Source organism: Streptomyces sp. NPDC043176 (assembly GCF_056436715.1).
Window position 1 is genome coordinate 1 of sequence record NZ_JBWKCA010000002.1, and the last position, 16,945, is coordinate 16,945.

Annotated in this window: 19 protein-coding genes and 1 pseudogene; 10 read left to right on the plus strand and 10 right to left on the minus strand. The window is 73.6% G+C overall.

The features are described 5' to 3' along the window. From AC067A_RS02580 to AC067A_RS02590, 3 genes are all read right to left on the minus strand, one after another. A partial coding sequence (locus AC067A_RS02580) for an ABC transporter ATP-binding protein (RefSeq protein WP_478613526.1) occupies positions 1-470 on the minus strand: 470 nt, incomplete at its 3' end. A 111-nt stretch (positions 471-581) separates the two neighbouring features. Further along, positions 582-1,427 carry a DUF4097 family beta strand repeat-containing protein gene (locus tag AC067A_RS02585; RefSeq protein ID WP_478613529.1) on the minus strand — a complete coding sequence of 282 codons (846 nt, stop codon included), beginning with the start codon at positions 1,425-1,427 and terminating at the stop codon, positions 582-584. Positions 1,428-1,567: 140 nt separating this feature from the next. After that, a complete protein-coding gene (locus tag AC067A_RS02590; protein WP_478613532.1) occupies positions 1,568-2,086 on the minus strand; it encodes a toxin-antitoxin system HicB family antitoxin in 519 nt (172 codons plus the stop codon). Between the two features lie 380 nt (positions 2,087-2,466). Here AC067A_RS02590 and AC067A_RS02595 point away from each other — a divergent pair, with 380 nt between their 5' ends. Beyond that, complete coding sequence (locus tag AC067A_RS02595; RefSeq protein WP_478613535.1) at positions 2,467-3,084, plus strand: PadR family transcriptional regulator; 618 nt, start codon at positions 2,467-2,469, stop codon at positions 3,082-3,084. A gap of 123 nt (positions 3,085-3,207) precedes the next feature. Here the strand turns inward: AC067A_RS02595 and AC067A_RS02600 are convergent, their stop codons facing one another. Both AC067A_RS02600 and AC067A_RS02605 read right to left on the minus strand, forming a co-directional pair. Then, positions 3,208-3,636 carry a type II toxin-antitoxin system Rv0910 family toxin gene (locus AC067A_RS02600; protein ID WP_478613538.1) on the minus strand — a complete coding sequence of 143 codons (429 nt, stop codon included), beginning with the start codon at positions 3,634-3,636 and terminating at the stop codon, positions 3,208-3,210. Between the two features lie 69 nt (positions 3,637-3,705). Next, positions 3,706-3,930, minus strand: coding sequence for a hypothetical protein (locus AC067A_RS02605; protein WP_478613541.1), 225 nt, complete (start codon positions 3,928-3,930; stop codon positions 3,706-3,708). Positions 3,931-4,126: 196 nt separating this feature from the next. On the opposite strand from AC067A_RS02605, the pseudogene AC067A_RS02610 reads away from it, so the two are divergent. The 3 genes and pseudogenes from AC067A_RS02610 to AC067A_RS02620 all read left to right on the plus strand — a co-directional run. Further along, positions 4,127-4,639, plus strand: a pseudogene (locus tag AC067A_RS02610) (Clp protease N-terminal domain-containing protein); the annotation flags it as partial. Positions 4,640-4,908: 269 nt separating this feature from the next. Continuing rightward, positions 4,909-5,961: an EamA family transporter gene (locus AC067A_RS02615; RefSeq protein ID WP_478613543.1), complete on the plus strand. Its 1,053-nt coding sequence runs from the start codon at positions 4,909-4,911 to the stop codon at positions 5,959-5,961. Positions 5,962-6,136: 175 nt separating this feature from the next. Then, complete coding sequence (locus tag AC067A_RS02620) at positions 6,137-7,105, plus strand: DMT family transporter (protein WP_478613546.1); 969 nt, start codon at positions 6,137-6,139, stop codon at positions 7,103-7,105. Between the two features lie 200 nt (positions 7,106-7,305). On the opposite strand, the gene AC067A_RS02625 is transcribed toward AC067A_RS02620, so the two are convergent. Further along, the gene (locus AC067A_RS02625; protein WP_478613549.1) at positions 7,306-7,950 is read right to left on the minus strand and encodes an FMN-binding negative transcriptional regulator; all 645 of its coding nucleotides are present in this window, start codon (positions 7,948-7,950) and stop codon (positions 7,306-7,308) included. 15 nt (positions 7,951-7,965) lie between these two features. Then, on the minus strand, positions 7,966-8,634 hold the full coding sequence (locus AC067A_RS02630; RefSeq protein ID WP_478613552.1) for a pyridoxamine 5'-phosphate oxidase family protein: 669 nt from the start codon (positions 8,632-8,634) through the stop codon (positions 7,966-7,968). 35 nt (positions 8,635-8,669) lie between these two features. Here AC067A_RS02630 and AC067A_RS02635 point away from each other — a divergent pair, with 35 nt between their 5' ends. Both AC067A_RS02635 and AC067A_RS02640 read left to right on the plus strand, forming a co-directional pair. Next, positions 8,670-10,004 (plus strand): aminotransferase class I/II-fold pyridoxal phosphate-dependent enzyme, encoded by a 1,335-nt coding sequence (locus tag AC067A_RS02635; RefSeq protein WP_478613554.1) that lies wholly within the window; start codon positions 8,670-8,672, stop codon positions 10,002-10,004. 290 nt (positions 10,005-10,294) lie between these two features. Further along, complete coding sequence (locus tag AC067A_RS02640) at positions 10,295-10,870, plus strand: DUF3291 domain-containing protein (RefSeq protein WP_478613557.1); 576 nt, start codon at positions 10,295-10,297, stop codon at positions 10,868-10,870. On the opposite strand, the gene AC067A_RS02645 is transcribed toward AC067A_RS02640, so the two are convergent. Then, positions 10,867-11,934, minus strand: a complete 1,068-nt coding sequence (locus tag AC067A_RS02645; RefSeq protein ID WP_478613560.1) for a DMT family transporter — start codon at positions 11,932-11,934, stop codon at positions 10,867-10,869. The genes AC067A_RS02640 and AC067A_RS02645 overlap by 4 nt on opposite strands. Positions 11,935-12,007: 73 nt before the next feature. Here AC067A_RS02645 and AC067A_RS02650 point away from each other — a divergent pair, with 73 nt between their 5' ends. Beyond that, positions 12,008-12,910: a LysR substrate-binding domain-containing protein gene (locus AC067A_RS02650; RefSeq protein ID WP_478613562.1), complete on the plus strand. Its 903-nt coding sequence runs from the start codon at positions 12,008-12,010 to the stop codon at positions 12,908-12,910. 159 nt (positions 12,911-13,069) lie between these two features. Here AC067A_RS02650 and AC067A_RS02655 read toward each other — a convergent pair whose 3' ends face one another. Next, complete coding sequence (locus tag AC067A_RS02655) at positions 13,070-13,537, minus strand: pyridoxamine 5'-phosphate oxidase family protein (protein WP_478613565.1); 468 nt, start codon at positions 13,535-13,537, stop codon at positions 13,070-13,072. A 76-nt stretch (positions 13,538-13,613) separates the two neighbouring features. Between AC067A_RS02655 and AC067A_RS02660 the strand changes: the two genes are divergently transcribed. Then, a complete protein-coding gene (locus tag AC067A_RS02660) occupies positions 13,614-14,291 on the plus strand; it encodes a cysteine hydrolase family protein (protein ID WP_478613567.1) in 678 nt (225 codons plus the stop codon). A gap of 87 nt (positions 14,292-14,378) precedes the next feature. Here AC067A_RS02660 and AC067A_RS02665 read toward each other — a convergent pair whose 3' ends face one another. Further along, positions 14,379-14,780, minus strand: coding sequence for a Rieske (2Fe-2S) protein (locus tag AC067A_RS02665; RefSeq protein WP_478613570.1), 402 nt, complete (start codon positions 14,778-14,780; stop codon positions 14,379-14,381). Between the two features lie 194 nt (positions 14,781-14,974). Between AC067A_RS02665 and AC067A_RS02670 the strand changes: the two genes are divergently transcribed. Further along, positions 14,975-16,048: an AraC family transcriptional regulator gene (locus AC067A_RS02670; RefSeq protein WP_478613573.1), complete on the plus strand. Its 1,074-nt coding sequence runs from the start codon at positions 14,975-14,977 to the stop codon at positions 16,046-16,048. 283 nt (positions 16,049-16,331) lie between these two features. Next, positions 16,332-16,925, plus strand: a complete 594-nt coding sequence (lepB, locus tag AC067A_RS02675; RefSeq protein ID WP_478613576.1) for a signal peptidase I — start codon at positions 16,332-16,334, stop codon at positions 16,923-16,925. Positions 16,926-16,945 lie beyond the last annotated feature (20 nt).

The following is a 16,945-nucleotide window of genomic DNA, read 5'->3' on the forward strand; positions in this document are numbered from 1 at the left end:
TTCATGCCGCCGGAGTAGGTGGAGGCGGGTTTCCTGGCGGCGTCGGTGAGGTCGAAGCGTGCCAGGAGTTCGGTGGTGACGCGGCGTCCTTCCTGTCGGGGGAGGTGGTGCAGGTCGGCCATGAGGAGCATGTTCTCCTCGCCGGTGATCAGGCCGTCGACGGCGGAGAACTGGCCGGTGACGCCGATGGCGGCGCGGACCTTGTGGGGGTCGGTGGTGAGGTCGTGGCCGGCGATTCGTGCCCGGCCGCCGTCGGGGGCGACGAGGGTGGAGAGGATCTTGACGGCGGTGGTCTTGCCGGCGCCGTTCGGCCCGAGCAGGGCGAAGACGGTGCCCTCGGGGACGGTCAGGTCGATCCCGTCGAGGACGGTCTTCTCGCCGTAGGACTTGCGCAGACCGACGGCGGAGATGGCGGGGTGCGACGGGGAGCTGTCCGCGTTTTTGGACGTGGACATGACAGACGAAGGCATGGAGCCCTCCTGTTTCGAGGGGCGAAGGGGTGGGGCGGGGCTGGGGTCCGCCGCGGGTCGGCGGGTGCGGGGGCGGCGGGGTGGCGCGTGTGGGGGTGGTGGGGGCCGCGGTCAGCCGCGGGCGCGGCGGATGTCGATGTTGCCGTGGCGGGTACGGGCACGGACCTCGACGGTGTCCTCGGTCTCCGCCGGGCTCTCGGACGCGGTGAGGGAGTTGCGCACCTGGCCGGAGCTGGAGTTGACGTCGAGCCAGGCGGCGGTGCCCTCGCGGATGCCGACCTCGATGGCGCCGTAGGCGGTCTCCAGCTGCACGGTACCGCGAGCGACCTCGCCCACGCGCAGGGTGCCGTGCGCGGTGGTGGCGACGACCGAGCCCCCGGCACGTGCGATGTCGATGTCGCCGTTGGCGCCGCTCACCCGCAGGTCGCCGGTCGCGGTGCCGACGGTCGTGGTGCCGTGCGAGTTCTTCAGGACGGCGGGGCCGTCGACGAGGCCGACGCGCAGGCTGCCGGAGCTGGTGGTGATCTCGGCCTTGCCCTCGACCCGGTCCACGGTGATCGAACCGTGTGCCGCCGTCAGGTGCAGCGGGCCCGTGGTGTCGAGGCGGACGTCACCGGCCGAGGTCTTCACCCGCACCTCACCGAGCCGGCCCTCGCCGAGCACCTGGGCCCAGGCGCCGGTCAGGTCGACGTTCGAGCCCGTGGGCAGTTCGACGGTCACGTCGACGGTGCCGGTGCGCCCGACGAGGTAGCGCTGCTTGGGCGTCTTGATGGTCAGGGCGCCGTTCGCGTACGAGACCTCGGTCTGGTCCGCCGTGCGGACGTCCTGGTCCTTCTTCGGGTCGCGGGGCCGCACCTCGACGACGGTGTCGGGGCGGTCGCCCGCGGTGAACTGGATGGAGCCGGCATCCACGCGCGCCGTGGCCGAGATCGGTGCGGGAGTGTCGAAAGAAGGCATGGCTGTCCCGTCCTCTTGGGTCTTCGGATCGTCCCCGCTGGTGGGACGTGGTGTGGGTGAGGTGGTGCGGGCCGGTGGGCAGGGGGCCTGTCGCTCCCTGGGAGTCGTCTTGCCGATCAGGCCGGGCTGATCGCCAGGCCCTAGCGCACCCATCCGGTGAAGGTCTGTCCGACGGTCTTGGCCTTCTCCGCCGTACGCGGCCGGGTGCCGCCGTCGACCGCCGCCGACACGGCGCGGACCAGCCACGCGTTGACCGACAGGCCTTCGCGGGCCGCGGCCTCCTCGGCGCGGGCCTTGAGGTGGGCCGGCAGGCGCAGGTTCACGCGGGCCGTGCCGCCCTCGTCGCCTTCGGCGGGTGCCGGGGCGGGGAGCGGTTCGACGGAAGCGGCGGGTTCGGCGGGGGTGGTGGTGCCGCTGGGCGGCGGCGTCACGACGAAGTCGGGGTCGAGGCCTCGCAGCCGTACGTCGACGGATCCGGGGGCGAGCTCGCGAGTGATCTCGTCCGTCGCCGCGGACAGCACGTTGAGCATGGTCAGCCGGGCCGCCGACTCCAGGGGAGCGGTCAGCCTGTCGGCCAGCTCGCGGGCCTCCTCGCCGCCGGCTTCGGCGGCCACCGCGAGTTCGCGGCGGAGGGTGTCGACATACGGGGTGAGGTCCATGACGCCATGATGGCACCATAATGGCGCCATGCGCAAGTGTAGAGCGGCCACTTCGTGGCGCTGGTTCCATGGTGTGGCTCTGACCTGCTGGAATCCGTCGCCAGTGGTGTGTTTGTCCATGGCGCCATGCGGGCTGGGGTGGTGTCAGGTGGCACTGGGTGGCGTCATGTGGTGCCACCTGGCGCCATTTCCGGCGCGGGCCGGCTCGGCCGGCGACTCGCAAGGTGCTGCTGCCTGAGTCGACCAGGGTGCTGCCGCCTGATCCGACCGCGGCGCTGCGGTCTCGTCCGACTGTGTGGCTGTTGCTCACCGAACAGTTCCGATATATCGTTGAAGCATCGCGACAGTTCGACGATGAATCCGATGGAAGGAGCGTTGCGATGCGTTCACATGGACACGAGTACGGAAACGGACACGGGGCCGGGCGTGGGGGTTGCGGGCCCGCGTTCCGGGGGGACTTCGAAGGGCGGCGGGCCGCGTTCGGCCCCTTCGGGCCCGGCTTCGGAGGCGGTCCCTTCGGGCCCGGCTTCGGGCGGGGGCGCGGTGGAGGCAGGGGAAGGGCGCGGCGCGGTGACGTGCGGGCCTCGATCCTGGCGCTGCTGAAGGACCGGCCGATGCACGGGTACGAGATGATCCGCGAGATCGGCGAGCGCAGTGACGGGGCCTGGAAGCCCAGCCCCGGCTCGGTCTACCCGACCCTCCAGATGCTGGAGGACGAGGGGCTGATCAGCAGTGCGAGCGAGGGCGGCAAGAAGCTGTTCACGCTGACCGACGCGGGGCGCGCCGAGGCCGAGGAAGGCCCGGAGGCTCCGTGGGAGGAGGCGGGTCGCGGGGTCGACTGGGAGGCCGTGAACGAGATCCGCCAGGCCGGCTTCGGCCTGATGGAGGCGTTCGGGCAGGTCTGGAAGACCGGCACTCCCGAGCAGCGTCAGAAGGCGGTCGGCGTGATCAACGAGGCCCGCAAGAAGCTGTACCTGATCCTGGCCGACGAAGACTGACCCGTACCCGTACCCGTACCCGTACGCGCGCGTGCGTGTGGGTGCGCGTGTACGGAAACGGAACGGATGGGCATGAGGAGGGCCCCGCGGCGGTGTGCCGCGGGGCCCTTCCGGTCGTGCGGGTCAGACGACGAGGCCCGACAGCTTGCGCAGGGACTCGGTCAGCGCCGCCGTCGCCGAGTCCCTCAGCTTGCCCGCCATGAGGGAGACCGCCGCACCGGTGAACTCCCCGTCGATCCGCACGGTCGTCGCGTCGCCGTCGGCCGCCAGCGAGTAGCGGGTGGAGACGATGACGCCCATCGGGCCCTTGCCCTTGATGGCGAAGGCCCGCTCGGACTCCAGCTCCTCGACCGTCCAGAGCACCTCGGCCGGGAAGCCCATGAGCTTCATGTTCTCGGTGAAGGTGGCACCCGCCTCCAGGGAGGCGGGGCCGCCGTTCGGGAAGTTGGTGTGGGTGGCGTTCCATTCGCCGTACGAGGCGAAGTCGGTGAGCTGCGCCCAGACCTTCCCCGTCGGCGCCTCGATCCGTGCCTCCGCGCTGACTTCGGCCATGAGACCACCCCTTCACGCGCGCCAACTGGGTTCCGGTGTCGCGGAACGTAGCGGGGCGGCCGTGAACATTCAATACTGATGAACCGTCAGTTCCACGGCGGCCGGGCCCGCCCCGTCGCCGATCCACCAGATCTCCGAGGCGTCGAAGCTGTCGGACGCGCGGGGCGCCCCGTCCTCCTCGTGGCAGTGGAAAGCGGCCCAGAAGAGATCGGCCGGCAGTGCTTCCCGGGGTGCGTACACCCGGTACACGTACTGCCGCCCGTCGATCGCGAGCAGAGCCACCATCCAGAACACGACCGGAAGACGTGCGGGGCGGGATCCGTGGTTGCGACAGGGGCGTGAGGCAAGGCGGCGCGCGCCCCTCGGAGGCGACGGGCGCGATCTCATCCGCAAGGAGGAGGAACCGCGCACCCGTGCCCAACTCCGGTGGGATGCGGACATGCTTCTCCCCGGTGATGCCCCGGCCGCTTCCGCCTGATGAGGTGGGAGGGTGCACCATCCCGTCCCGCTCCCTCCGCCCGTCCGGCAGCCCGTCGCCCTGCGCGCGGAGCTCGCGTCCTTCCTGGCGCCGTCGCTGGAGACGGTCGTGACGGGCGCGCGCCGCAGGGCGCTCCGGGGCGGTGACCGCCAGATCGACACCGCGCACCTCCTGCACGCGCTCGTCGAGTCGGACCCCGAGACCGCCGCCGCGTTCGACGACGGCCGCCGGCTCGCCCGGGTCCTCGGCTACCTGGCCCAGCGGTCCATCGGCTACGGCCTGCGCTGGCAGCGCACGGTCGAGGACTCCGCCGCCGGGCGCCTGCTCCCCGCCGTCCGAGGCGCCGCACCGCAGGGGGCCCGGGCCTCCGGCTGGTCGCCCGCGGCGGCCGTCGCCCTGGAGGGAGCCTTCCGGCGGGCCGCGGGGCGCGGCGAGGACCGCGTCCGCGGTCTCGACCTGCTCGTCGTGATGGCCGCCGACCCGGAATGCCGTGCCGTCGAGGTGCTGCGCCACGCGGGCGTGGACCCGGTCGCCCTGGTCGCCGGGATCGACGGCCGTACCAAGATCCCTGTCGACGTCGGCGCCGAGGGCCGTGGCGATGTCGGCGCCGAGGTTCGTGTCGACGTCAGTGCCGGGAGTCGTGTCGGGACCCGCGTCGACGCCCGTGGTGGCGCCTCTGCGGACGCCCTCGTGCTCGGCGGTGCGGACGTCCGTGCCGACACGCGCGGCGAGGAGCTGTCTCAACAGGTGTAACGGGGGTTACGCACCTGACGCCGTCCTGTCATCATGGCCGGATGCACGCGTCTCAGGGGAGAAGCGCAGGCCTGGGACTCGCCCTGGCCTCTGCCTTCGCATTCGGTGGTTCAGGTGTGGCGGCGAAGCCGCTCATCGAGGCGGGACTCGACCCGCTCCATGTGGTGTGGCTCCGGGTGACGGGCGCCGCGCTGGTCATGCTGCCCGTGGCCTGGCGCCACCGGGACCTGCTGCGCCGCAAACCCGCCCTCCTCGTGGGCTTCGGCCTGCTCGCCGTCGCCGGTGTCCAGGCCTTCTACTTCGCCTCGATCTCCCGGATCCCGGTCGGGGTCGCTCTGCTCATCGAGTACCTCGCCCCCGCGCTCGTCCTGGGGTGGGTCCGGTTCGTCCAGCGCCGCCCGGTGACCCGCGCCGCCGCCCTCGGCGTGGTCCTCGCCGCCGGCGGTCTGGCGTGCGTCGTCCAGATCTGGTCCGGGCTGAGCTTCGACCTCCTCGGCCTGCTCCTGGCGCTCGCCGCCGCCTGCTGCCAGGTCGGCTACTTCGTCCTCTCCGACCAGGGCTCCGACGAGGCCGGGCAGGCCGATCCGCTCGGCGTCATCGCGTACGGCCTGCTCATCGGTGCGCTCGTCCTCACGGTCGTGGCGCGCCCGTGGGGCATGGACTGGGCGCTCCTCGGCGGCCACGCCGACATGGACGGCAGCAGCGTGCCCGCGTGGCTGCTGCTGGGCTGGATCGTGCTGATCGCCACGGTCCTCGCGTACGTCACCGGCGTCATCTCGGTGCGTCGGCTGTCCCCGCAGGTGGCGGGCGTCGTGGCCTGCCTGGAGGCCGTCATCGCGACGGTCCTGGCCTGGGTCCTGCTCGGCGAGCACCTGGAGGCCCCGCAGATCATCGGCGGTGCGGTGGTTCTCGTCGGTGCCTTCATCGCCCAGTCGTCGACGCCGAAGGCGCCCGCGTCCGCGCCGGTGGCGGGCTCCGGGACCGCGCCGGGGGCCGTCGCCGAGGCAGGCGGGGACGGGGCCGGGACGGCGGACGCCGCCGGTGCCGGTGACGGCGTCGGATCGGAGTTGTCGGCCGGCCGGACCGCCCCCTAGGGTGTCGGCCATGCATTCGACCGTGCTTCCGCCTCCCGCCGCCTAGCGCGCGCGGAGACACTCCTCGACGAAGACCGGGCTCGGCCGGCCGTTCCTCGCCCCCGAGCGGTTCGTCGCTGCCCGCGCGCGGACTCCAGCGACCACCTTTCCCTCCTGTCTTCCACGGAGAAGTCACGTGTCGAACTCCTCGGAATCCGCCCTGTCCGTCGGGCGGAGCCTGCTCTATCTGATCGTCGCCGGGATCGCCTGGGGCACGGCCGGTGCCGCGGCCTCGCTGATCTTCCGGGTCAGTGACATGGGCCCGCTGGCCCTCTCGTTCTGGCGCTGCGTCGGAGGCCTCGTCCTGCTGCTGGGCGCGCTCGCGCTGCGACCGCGACGGGCCGCGTCCCGCACCGCCGGCGAGTCGCGCGGGCGGCGCACGGCCCGCGTTCTCGGCACGGGCATCGGACTCACCGTCTTCCAGAGCGCGTACTTCGCCGCCGTCCAGGCCACCGGTCTCGCGGTGGGCACGGTCGTCACCCTCGGCGCGGGTCCCGTCCTCATCGCGATCGGCGCCCGCCTCACCATGGGGGAACGCCTCGGCCGCGGCGGGTTCGCCGCCGTCGCCGGCGCGCTGGCCGGACTCGCCGTGCTCGTGCTCGGCGGTGGCGCGGCGGAGGTCAGGCCGGTGGGCGTCGTCCTCGCGGTCGTCTCGGCGGCCGGCTACGCGGCGATCACCCTGCTCACCCGGTGGCTCGGCAGGGACGGCAGCGGTACGGACGCGCCGGCGACCACCACCTGGGCCTTCGCGATCGGGGCCGTCGGCCTGCTCCCGGCGGCGCTCGCCGAGGGACTCGTACCGCACACGGACGCGCCCGTGAGCGTGGTGCTGCTGCTGGTCTACGTGGCGGCGGTGCCCACGGCGCTCGCGTACGCGCTGTACTTCGCCGGGGCGGCCGTCGTCCGGGCCGCCACCGTCTCCGTGATCATGCTCCTGGAGCCGGTGAGCGCGGCCCTGATCGCCGTCTCGCTGCTCGGTGAGGAGCTCACCGCCGCGATCGTCCTCGGGACGCTGCTGCTGCTCGCCGCCGTCACCGGTCTCGCGTTCGCGGAGGCCCGGACGGCCGTCGCGGAACGGAAGAGGGAGGCCGCCGTCGCGGTCTAGCCCGGGGTACGCGTGCGGGTGCGCGTACGACGACGGGGCGCGGGCCTGGTGGCCCGCGCCCCGGTCCGGGTGGGTGTCCATGGGGTGGCTGGGTGCCGCCCGTGCGGGTGGGGACGGGCGGCGCGGCCGGGTCGTCACGGTCCGGTCGGGCGCGGCGGTCCGGTCGGTGTCAGCCGGTGGCGCGGGCGGTCCGGTCGGTGTCAGTCGGTGGCGCGGCGGCGGAGCTGGTGGGAACGGGCGGCGTGGTCGTCGGGGCCGGCGCGCTCGGCGAGACGGTCGGCGACGCGGTCCTGGACGTCCCGCGGCTTGTTGCCCGCGTACTTGAACTTGGCCCGCACCTCGGTGACCGCCAGGTCCAGCACCCGGATTCCCGGGAGCATGCGGCCGAACGGCGCCTCGCCCGGGGCGACGGGCGCGGTGCCACCGTCCGGCTGGAAGTGCGCGACCTGACGGTTCAGGAGCGCGGCCTTCTCCGCCGGGTCGTCGACCACGCGCGCGGTGCAGCGCAGCTGGACGGCCGCGTAGTACGAGGTGGGGGTGCCGTGCTCGCTCGGCGCGCCCTCGGGGGCCGTCCACGGACCCGGTACGAAGACGTAGTCGTCGACCACGCTCAGCAGCACCGCCGGGTTCGCCCCGAGGGCGCGCCACAGGGGGTTCGGGCGGGCGAGATGCGCCAGCACGCGACCGTACGGGCCGGGCTCGGAGTCGTACCGGAAGTGCATCGGCTGGACCCAGGGCGGGTCGCCGGGCAGGCCGTTGACGGCGAGCTGGCCGAAGTCGTGGCGGGAGAGCCACGCGCGCCACTCGCCCTCGTCGCGGGCGGCGTCCCAGGGATGGATCAGCATCGTCGGTCCCCGTCCTCAGAGCGCGGCGAGGTAGTCGGGCAGGGGGACGGCCGGGTCGAGGTCGTCGGAGGGGACCGGCGTGCCGTGGGCGGTCCGTACGGGGACCACGCCGGACCAGTACGGCAGGGCGAGGTCCTCCGGGTCGTCGTTGGGGCCGCCGGTGCGGACCTTCGCCGAGACCTCGTCCAGGTCGAGCCGGACGACGGCGGTGGCGGCGAGCTCCTTGGCGTTCCCCGGGCGCGCATCGGCGGAGCGGCCCGGGACGACGTGGTCGACGAGGGCGTCGAGGGCGGTGCGCAGCTCCTCCGGGTCCGTCACCTGGTGGGCGGTCCCGTGCACGACGACGGAGCGGTAGTTGAGGGAGTGGTGGAACGCGGAGCGGGCGAGGACCAGGCCGTCGACGTGGGTCACGGTGAGGCAGACGGGCAGGCCGGGGGCCTTCACGCCGTCGCCCGCGGCGCGCAGCGGGCGCGAGCCGGTGGAGCCGTGGACGTAGAGCCGGTCGCCGACCCTGCCGTAGAGCGTCGGGAGGACGACCGGGGCGCCGTCGCGGACGAAGCCGAGGTGGCAGACGTACGCCTCGTCGAGTATCGAGTGGACCAGGGCCTTGTCGTACGAGGCCCGCTCCCGGGAGCGGGTGGGCACGGTCCGGTCGGTCGGCGCGTAGGTGTCGGCGGCGGTCATTGCGTACTCCATTGCACTAGTGCATAATCTCTTTTGTGCTAGGAGATTATCGGATCGAAGGTAGTCGCGCATCGGACATCGCCGCCAGCGTCGAGCGGGGGGTCGGCACGGGTGCGCTGGAACCCGGCCATCTCCTGCCGCCCATGCGGGAGTTGGCACAGACGCTCGGGGTGAACCCGAACACGGTCGCCGCCGCCTACCGCACCCTGCGCGAGCGCGGCGTCATCGAGACGGACGGCCGTCGAGGCAGCCGGGTGCGGCCGCGGCCCGCCACGACCGCGCGCGGTTCGATCCGGGTGGACGCGCCCGCCGGGGTGCGGGACGTGAGCAACGGCAGCCCCGACCCCGCCCTGCTGCCACCGCTCGGCGAGGCGTTCGCAGAGGTCGCGCGGGGATACGCCGAACACCCCGGGCTGTACGGAGAGGCCCCGGTCGACGAGGAGTTCGGGCGGCTCGCCCGCGCCGCCTTCGACGCGGACGGCGTTCCCGACGGCCCCGTCGGCGTCGCCTCGGGCTCCCTCGACGCCGTCGAACGCGTCCTCGCCGCCCGCCTCAGACCGGGCGACGCCGTCGCCGTCGAGGACCCCGGCTGGGGCAGCCTCCTCGACCTGGTGCCCGCGCTCGGACTGCGCCCGGTGCCGGTCGCCGTCGACGACGACGGACCGCTGCCCGACGAGGTCGAACGCGCCATCCGGCAGGACGGGGCGCGCGCCGTGATCGTCACCGACCGGGCGCAGAACCCCACCGGCGCGTGCGTCACGGCGGACCGGGCACGGGCCCTGCGCCGCGTCCTCGCCGCGCACCCCGACGTCCTCCTCGTCGAGGACGACCACGGGCACGGTATCGTCGCCCAGCCGCTCCACCCGCTCGCCGGCGTCACCGACCACTGGGTCCTCGTCCGCTCCGTCGCCAAGGCCTACGGCCCCGACCTCCGCATCGCCGCCTTCACCGGCGACGCCGAGACCGTCGACCGGGTGCTCGGCCGCCAGCAGCTCGGCCCCGGCTGGGTCAGCCGCCTCCTCCAACGCACCGTCGCCCGTCTCTGGGCCGGCTCCGCCGTCGATCCCGACGTCGTCGCCCGCTCCTACGGCAAGCGCCGCGACGCCCTCGTCCGCGCCCTCGCCCGGCGCGGCGTCACCGCCCACGGCCGCAGCGGCATGAACGTCTGGGTTCCCGTCGCCGACGAGACCGGCGCCGTGGCACGGCTCCTCGCCGACGGCTGGGCCGTCGCACCGGGCGCGCGGTTCCGGATGAACGCGGGGCCGGCGGTGCGGGTGACGGTGTCCGGGCTCGCGGCGTCGGACGTGGAGGGGTTGGCGGACGCGCTGGCCAGGGGGTCACGGGGGGTGCCGGCGCGGAGTTACGGGTGAGGGGGCATGGGGCGGTGCCCTGGGCCCCGGTCCCCGCGACGACCGGTGCGGGAGGTCACCCGGGCCCGGTGCGGGAGGCCACCCGGGCAGGGAAAACGCAACTTCGACAGGGGCCGCGGAGGCGGCTACCTTCACCTGGTCTTCGGCGAGCGCCCACGGTCGCACGGGAGTTCCTTCAGGCCGAGCCGCTCGCGACGGGACGAGCCGGTCATGCCGTGCGGATCCCGGCCTCCACCGCGTAAGCCACCGAACCGGGTTCGTACCCGGCACCCCCGACCAGGGAGAGACGCATGCCCCATCTTGCTCTGTACACATTCGGCGTCCTGAAATCACCTCTCGCCGATCCCGCACCTGCCACCCGCGAGTTCTACGACATCGGCGGGGCCGTCTACCGAGAGATCGGTCAGCATCCCGGGTACGTCGCACGTGCCGAAGCGGCAGGCGGTGACCGGGGCATGCTCTTCGAGGCGGACTGGGGGGCGTGGGGAGAGTTCGCCGTACCGACGTGGTACGGCAAGGGCCGGACCGTGGAAACCACCGCCCTGGCGGCGACCCTGTCGCTCTGGACCGACCTGAGCCTCGCCTTCGACGCCGTGTACGCCGGGTCGCACCGTGCGGCGCTGAGCCGGCGCCACGACTGGTTCGAGAGGACGGGGCATCCGAATCACGTGATCTGGTGGGTTGCCGAGGGGGTGATACCCACATGGCGGGAGGGGGTTTCCAGGCTGGAGCGACTCCGCGACCGCGGCTCGGTGCCGGACGCCTTCACTTTCCAGCGGTCGTTCGGCCCGGAGGGACGTCCGGTGCCTGGGCCCGCGCCGGTGGTGCGCCCGGCACCGGGGGCGGATTCGGGCGCGGAAGCCTAGGCCCGACAGGGGGCGCCGTCCGTCGTGGCCACCTGGTCCGCTCCGGCGGAACGACTGCCCACCACGGGGCGGGCGGGTACGGGGGTGGGCTCTGCTCCGGGGGAGCGGTTGCCGGCGACGGGGGTGGGGGTGGCGACGGGGGTGGGGCGGGGGCGGGGACGGGTGGGGGCTTGGGTGAGGGCGGCGCCGGCGAGGACGATGAGGGCGCCGAGAGGGGTGTTCCAGGTGAGGTGTTCGTCGAGGAGGGTGACGCCGGCGGTGGCGGCGATGACGGGGATGAAGTACGTGACCATGGAGGCGGTCGTGGGGCCGACCTCGGCGACGACGCCGTACTGGAGCAGCATCGCGTAGCCCGTGCCGAGCGCGCCGAGGGCGATCACGGCGAGGAGGGGGAGGGGCTCGACCGAGGTCGGGAGGGAGGTGAACAGGGGTGTGACGACCGCCAGTTGAAGGGTGGCGAGGCCGACCTGGGAGGTGGCGAGGGACAGGTGGGAGACGCCGGTGCCGGCGAGGGTGCGGCGGACGTAGATCCAGCCGACGGCGTAGCTGAAGGAGGCGAGGAGGGCGAGGGCGGTGCCGGTGACGTCCAGGCCGGAGAAGCCCTGCCAGGCGCCGAGGACCGTGAGCACTCCCATGAAGCCGATGCCCAGGCCGGCCGCGCGGACCCTGGTCGGGCGGTCCTCGGAGAGGGCGACGAGGGAGAGCAGCATGCCCCAGAGGGGTGTCGTCGCGTTGCAGATGCCCGCGAGGGTCGAGGGGATCGTCAGTTCCGCGTACGCGAAGAGGGAGAACGGCAGCGCGTTGAGGAGGAGGGCCGCGACCGCGAGGTGACCCCAGACGCGGGCACCGCGCGGCAGGCGGTCGCGCTTCACGACGAGGGCGACGGCGAGGACCACCGTGCCGAACAGGAGTCGGCCGAAGGTGACCTGGAACGGTGCGAAGCCCTCCGTGCCGACCTTGATGAAGAGGAAGCTGAAGCCCCAGATCAGTGCGAGCGCGCCGAAGCGGACGCGCCAGTCGAGCAGACGTGAGGGGCGGGCGGAGGGCGGGGCTGCGGGGCTCATGCACTCAGGGTGACCGGCTCCACGTCTTAGGACAAGCGAGATTTCCTCGACCCCTTCCCTTAGTATCGCTTACATGTTGAACCTGGAGCGCCTGCGCACCCTCGACGCCGTCGCCCGGCACGGTTCGGTCAGCGGCGCGGCCGACGGCCTGCACGTCACGACCTCCGCGGTCTCGCAGCAGCTGTCCAAGCTGGAGCGCGAGGTCGGCCAGCAGCTGCTGGCCAAGAACGGCCGTGGCGTACGGCTCACGGACGCCGGGCTGCTGCTCGCCGAGCACGCCGCCCGCATCCTGTCCCAGGTCCAGACGGCCCAGGCCGACATCGAGGCCCAGCGGGGCCAGGTGGTCGGCGAGGTGCGGGTCGCCGCCTTCCCGACGGCGGCCCGGGGACTGTTCCCGGCCGCCCTCTCCGCCCTGCGCGAAGGGCACCCCGAGCTCCGGGTGCGCACGACCGAGCTGGAGCCCGAGCAGGGGGTGCGCGCGGTGCTGCGCGGAGACGCGGACCTCGCCCTCGTCCTGGACTGGAGCAACAAGCGGGCCCCCGTGCCCGGAGGCCTGGAGCGCGCCCACCTCCTCGACGACTCGGCCGACGTCGCCCTGCCCGCCGGACACCGGCTGGCCGGCCGCGAGGCGGCGGACCTGGAGGACTTCGCCGACGAGGAGTGGGTGTCCTGGCCGGAGGGCGAGTTCTGCCACGACTGGCTGATGTTCACGCTGCGCTCGCAGGGCATCGAGCCGCGCATCGGGCACCTGGCCGGGGAGCACCACACCCAGCTGGCCCTCGTCGCGGCCGGACTCGGGGTGTGCGTCACGCCCCGGCTCGGCCGCCCGGTGCCCGACGGGGTCGTCTTCGTGCCCGTACGGCAGAAGGTGCGGCGGCACATCTACGCCACCTGGCGCGCCGACGCCGGACGCCGCCCCTCCGTGCGGGCGGTCGTCGCGGCGCTGCGTGCCGCGGCCGAACCGCTCGGCAGTTAGAGGGGTGTCCCGCCGATGTCGATCAGGCGCCGGCCTGATCGACAGGACACCCTCCGGGGCCTGTCCGGAAAGCCCCGCCCAACTCGTCCGCGGGGAGGGCCTTCCGCAAAGCCCCGCCCGGCTCGTCCGCGGGGAGGGCCTTCCGCGGTTCCCCCGCGGTCAGAGGCCGGCGAGTTTGCGGAAGTCCCAGGAGGCGATGGCGTCGGGGGTCAGCCGGAGCCAGGCGTGGCGGCCGTCGTGGGGCATGGTGTCCAGGCCGAAGTTCTTGGCGGCGAAGAGCTGCTCGGGGACGTCGAGTTCGGGGCACGGCTCGCCGGTGCGCGGGGCCTCGCCGACGAAGACGGCCGTGCCCGAGAGCTCCACCCCGCGGAGGTCGCCGTACTCCACGCCGTCGTCCACGACCACGGCGATCCTCGGGTCGGCGCGCAGTTCCGCCCAGCGGCGGCTGCGGGTCACCGAGTAGAGCCAGAGAGAGGTCCCGTCCCAGGCGAACCAGAGCGCGCTCACGTGCGGGCGACCGTCGGCGGAAACCGTCGCGACCCGGCAGGTGCGCTGTTCGGCGAGGAAGGAGTCGAGCTCGGCCGGGGTCATCATGATCCGGCGTCCACGGCGCTGTGCGACGGTCATCGTCCGCACCCTTCTGGATTTCTGATGAGACGTCAGAAAGCATGGAGGGTCATCCGCACGCGTGCAAGGGGAGACCATGGGTCAGAGTTCGACAGAACGGCTCGGGGAGCGGATCCGTCCGGACGGCGGCGTCGTCCTGCTCACCGTCGAATGTCAGCAGGGAGTCGTGGGGCCGGACGGCGCACTGCCCGAACTGGCCGCCGCCGCCCGTGGATCGGGCGCGCTGGACAACGTCGCCCGGCTGGTCGCCGCCGCCCACCGGGCGGACGTCCAGGTCGTGCACGCCGTCGCCGAGCGCCGCCCCGACGGGCGGGGGGCCAACAGCAACGCCCGGCTGTTCCGGGCCGCCGGCCGGCTCCCCGTCCAGCAGCTCAGCGGCAGTGCGGCGGTGCGGATCGCCGCACCGATCGAGGTCGCCGAGGAGGACCTCGTGGTCCGGCGCCTCCACGGACTCTCGCCGCTCGCCGGCACCGACGTCGACGCGCTGCTCCGCAACCTGGGCTGCCGGACGCTGATCGTCACCGGCGTCTCCGCCAACGTGGCCGTGCCCAACGCGGTCTTCGACGCCGTGAACCTCGGCTACACGGTCGTCGTGCCCGGGGACGCCATCGCGGGGGTGCCGGCCGACTACACCCCCGCGATGATCCGTCACACCCTCGCCCTCGTCGCCACGATCACCACGACGGACGAGGTGCTGGCCTGCTGGAAGGCGCCCCGGAGTTCAGGGGCGCCGGGCGGCGAAGCCAGGGGGTGACGCCCGGCGGTCGCTGCCGCCGGGGCTGATGCCATGGCGGCAGCGCGAGCGCCGCCGCCGTGTCCGGAGGCTGAGGTCCGGCGGCCGTCAGCCGAAGCTGATCTCCTCGCCGACGACCTGGATCGGGGTCGGCGGCAGGGACGAGGTCGCCGGGCCGGACTTCACGCTGCCGTCCGAGGCGTCGAACTTGCTCTGGTGGCAGGGGCAGACGATGACGCCGTCCTGGACGCTGCCCACGGCGCAGCCGGCGTGCGTGCACTTCGAGGAGAAGGCCTTGAACTCGCCGGCCTTCGGCTGGGTGATCACCACGCCCTTGTCGGCGAGCACCTTCCCGCCTCCCACCGGGATGTCCCCGGTCCGGGCGAGGGCGCCGCCACCGTCCGGTGTCGTGTTCTTGTCGTCCGTGCCGCCCCCGCAGGCGGCGAGCGCCGCCGCCAGGCCCGCGCTGCCCGCCGCCGCGACGACCGTCCGACGTGCCACTCCGCTCATGTACTGCCCCTCTTCCCTCGGTGCACAGGTGTCGGCCACGACGGTACGGCTGTGAGCTGTGTCCCGTTCACAGGATGGCGTCTTCGGCCGCCTTACAGTTCCCAGTAGAGTGTCGGAACTTGGACATCCTTCGATGAAAGTGTCCAGCTCCGGCGAACCCGGGGCCCGACACCGCCGGGACGGGGGACACCCGCATGCCGACGCACTCGGTCAGTGCCCACCACGTACGGGCCGTGCTCCTCGGCGCGGAGCGGCGAGGAGTGGCCGTGGCGTCGCTGCTCGCCCGTGCCGGACTGCCCTCGACCCTCGCCGACGAGCCACGCGCGCGCGTGCCCGCCGAGGAGTTCGGACGGCTCGTCAGGATGCTGTGGGCCACGCTCGACGACGAGCTGATCGGTTTCGGAGGAGCGCCCAGCAAGGTCGGCACCTTCGCGATGATGGCGCACGTCGCCGTCCACGGCAGCCGTGACCTGCGCGAGGCGCTCCGGCGCTGCCAGACGTTCTACTCCCTCTTCCCCGCCGGGCCGCGCTTCCGGCTGGTGGAGCCCGGACCGGCAGGCGGTGGCGAACCCGACGAGGCCCGCCTGGAGTTCGACGTCTCCGCGTACGACGACCCGCTCCACTTCGGCGCGGAGTCCACCGTGCTCGTCGCGCACCGCTTCGCCGGCTGGCTCATCCGGCGCCGGATCGGCCTGCGAAGGGTCGAGTTCGCCCACCCGGAGCCCCGCCACTCCGGGGAGTACGCCCTCCTGTTCGGTGCGCCGCGCGTCTTCGGCGCGGGCCGCACCGCCGCCTTCTTCGACCGGGCCGACCTGGACGAACCCGTGCTGCGTGACGCGGCGGCGCTCAAGGTGTTCCTCCGCCGGGCCCCCGTCGACGTGCTCGTCTGCTCCGACCACGGCAGTACGACGACGGCCCGTGTCCGGCACCTGATCGGGAGGGCGCTGCCCGCCGGCCCGGTGCCGACGCCCGAAGAGCTCGCCGACCGGCTGTCCGTCAGCCCCCAGACCCTCCGCCGCCGACTGGCCGCCGAGGGAACGACGTACCAGCGCCTCCGTGACCAGGTGCGGCGGGATCACGCCATCGCCGAACTGGCCGGCGGCCGGGTCTCCATCGAGCACCTCTCCCGCCGGCTCGGCTTCTCCGAACCCAGCGCCTTCCACCGGGCGTTCCGGCGCTGGACGGGCGAGACGCCCCGGGCGTACCAGGCACGGTCCCGGGTGCGGGGTGCCGTGGCGGACGTCGGTGGCCGCGTTCGGCGACCCTGAGTGCCCTTGAGTGCCCTTGAGCGGTGCGGTGCGGCGTCGGCGGTCGGGGCCGCCGGGCCGGAGCCGTACGGCGTCCGCGGGCGCCTTCGGCGTCTCCGGCGGTACGGCACGGGTGACCGCGGCTCCGGGCCGTACGGCGTCCGCGGGTGCGGTCAACAACCCTGAGCGGTACGGTCACAGCCGCCGCACGGTGCTCGTCCTATCGTCCGGCCATGACCGAAATCGACCGGTCCGGCGTCCTGTGGCCGCCGGCCCTCCTCAGCCGCCGGTGAAGGCGCGCCGGGTGGCCGGCGCCGTGCTCGGGGCCGGTGCGCTGTTCTGTCTGGTGGCCGGCGTGGCGGTGACCGCGCTCGGGGTCCGGGTCGACGGCACCAGCATGGCGCCGACCCTGCACCCCGGCGACCGGATCCTCGTCGCGCCGGGGTCGGCGGGGGAGGCCCGCCGGTTCGACGTGGTGCTGCTGCGGGCGACGGGCCGGGACGCGCTGCTGGTCAAGCGGGTGATCGGGCTGCCGGGCGACCGGGTCGCCGTCGTCTCCACGCCAAAGGAGCCGTTCCAGGTCCTCCTCCAGGAAGGCGGCCGCGGCCCCGTGTACCGGGTGGTGGCGCCCCAGTGGGAGGCCCAGGCCCACCGTACGGGCGCGTGCTGCGCGCCGGACGGCACCCGGTCGGCGCGGTCCGGCCTGCGGACCGTCCCCGAGGGTGCGTTCTTCTACCTGGGCGACAACCCCGATCTGTCGGACGACTCGCGGGCGTACGGCTGGGGAGCCATCGACCGCGTCGAGGGGCGGGTCGGCCTGCGGGCGTTTCCTGTCACGGCGGGGCGGGGCATCGGCAACCGGCCCGTTCTGCGGGAGTACCGGGGGCCGAGTCCGTAGGGACTTTCCCGAGAGTCCCG

What these genes read in the sequence shown, in the direction of transcription:
- AC067A_RS02640 (WP_478613557.1), top strand. Translation starts at nt 10,295, where the DNA reads ATGCCCCATCTTGCTCTGTACACATTCGGCGTCCTGAAATCACCTCTC.
- AC067A_RS02670 (WP_478613573.1), top strand. Translation starts at nt 14,975, where the DNA reads ATGCCGACGCACTCGGTCAGTGCCCACCACGTACGGGCCGTGCTCCTC.
- AC067A_RS02615 (WP_478613543.1), top strand. Translation starts at nt 4,909, where the DNA reads ATGCACGCGTCTCAGGGGAGAAGCGCAGGCCTGGGACTCGCCCTGGCC.
- AC067A_RS02630 (WP_478613552.1), bottom strand. Translation starts at nt 8,634, where the DNA reads ATGACCGCCGCCGACACCTACGCGCCGACCGACCGGACCGTGCCCACC.
- AC067A_RS02595 (WP_478613535.1), top strand. Translation starts at nt 2,467, where the DNA reads ATGCGTTCACATGGACACGAGTACGGAAACGGACACGGGGCCGGGCGT.
- AC067A_RS02600 (WP_478613538.1), bottom strand. Translation starts at nt 3,636, where the DNA reads ATGGCCGAAGTCAGCGCGGAGGCACGGATCGAGGCGCCGACGGGGAAG.
- AC067A_RS02585 (WP_478613529.1), bottom strand. Translation starts at nt 1,427, where the DNA reads ATGCCTTCTTTCGACACTCCCGCACCGATCTCGGCCACGGCGCGCGTG.
- AC067A_RS02625 (WP_478613549.1), bottom strand. Translation starts at nt 7,950, where the DNA reads ATGCTGATCCATCCCTGGGACGCCGCCCGCGACGAGGGCGAGTGGCGC.
- AC067A_RS02650 (WP_478613562.1), top strand. Translation starts at nt 12,008, where the DNA reads ATGTTGAACCTGGAGCGCCTGCGCACCCTCGACGCCGTCGCCCGGCAC.
- AC067A_RS02655 (WP_478613565.1), bottom strand. Translation starts at nt 13,537, where the DNA reads ATGACCGTCGCACAGCGCCGTGGACGCCGGATCATGATGACCCCGGCC.
- AC067A_RS02590 (WP_478613532.1), bottom strand. Translation starts at nt 2,086, where the DNA reads ATGGACCTCACCCCGTATGTCGACACCCTCCGCCGCGAACTCGCGGTG.
- AC067A_RS02660 (WP_478613567.1), top strand. Translation starts at nt 13,614, where the DNA reads ATGGGTCAGAGTTCGACAGAACGGCTCGGGGAGCGGATCCGTCCGGAC.
- AC067A_RS02645 (WP_478613560.1), bottom strand. Translation starts at nt 11,934, where the DNA reads ATGAGCCCCGCAGCCCCGCCCTCCGCCCGCCCCTCACGTCTGCTCGAC.
- AC067A_RS02665 (WP_478613570.1), bottom strand. Translation starts at nt 14,780, where the DNA reads ATGAGCGGAGTGGCACGTCGGACGGTCGTCGCGGCGGCGGGCAGCGCG.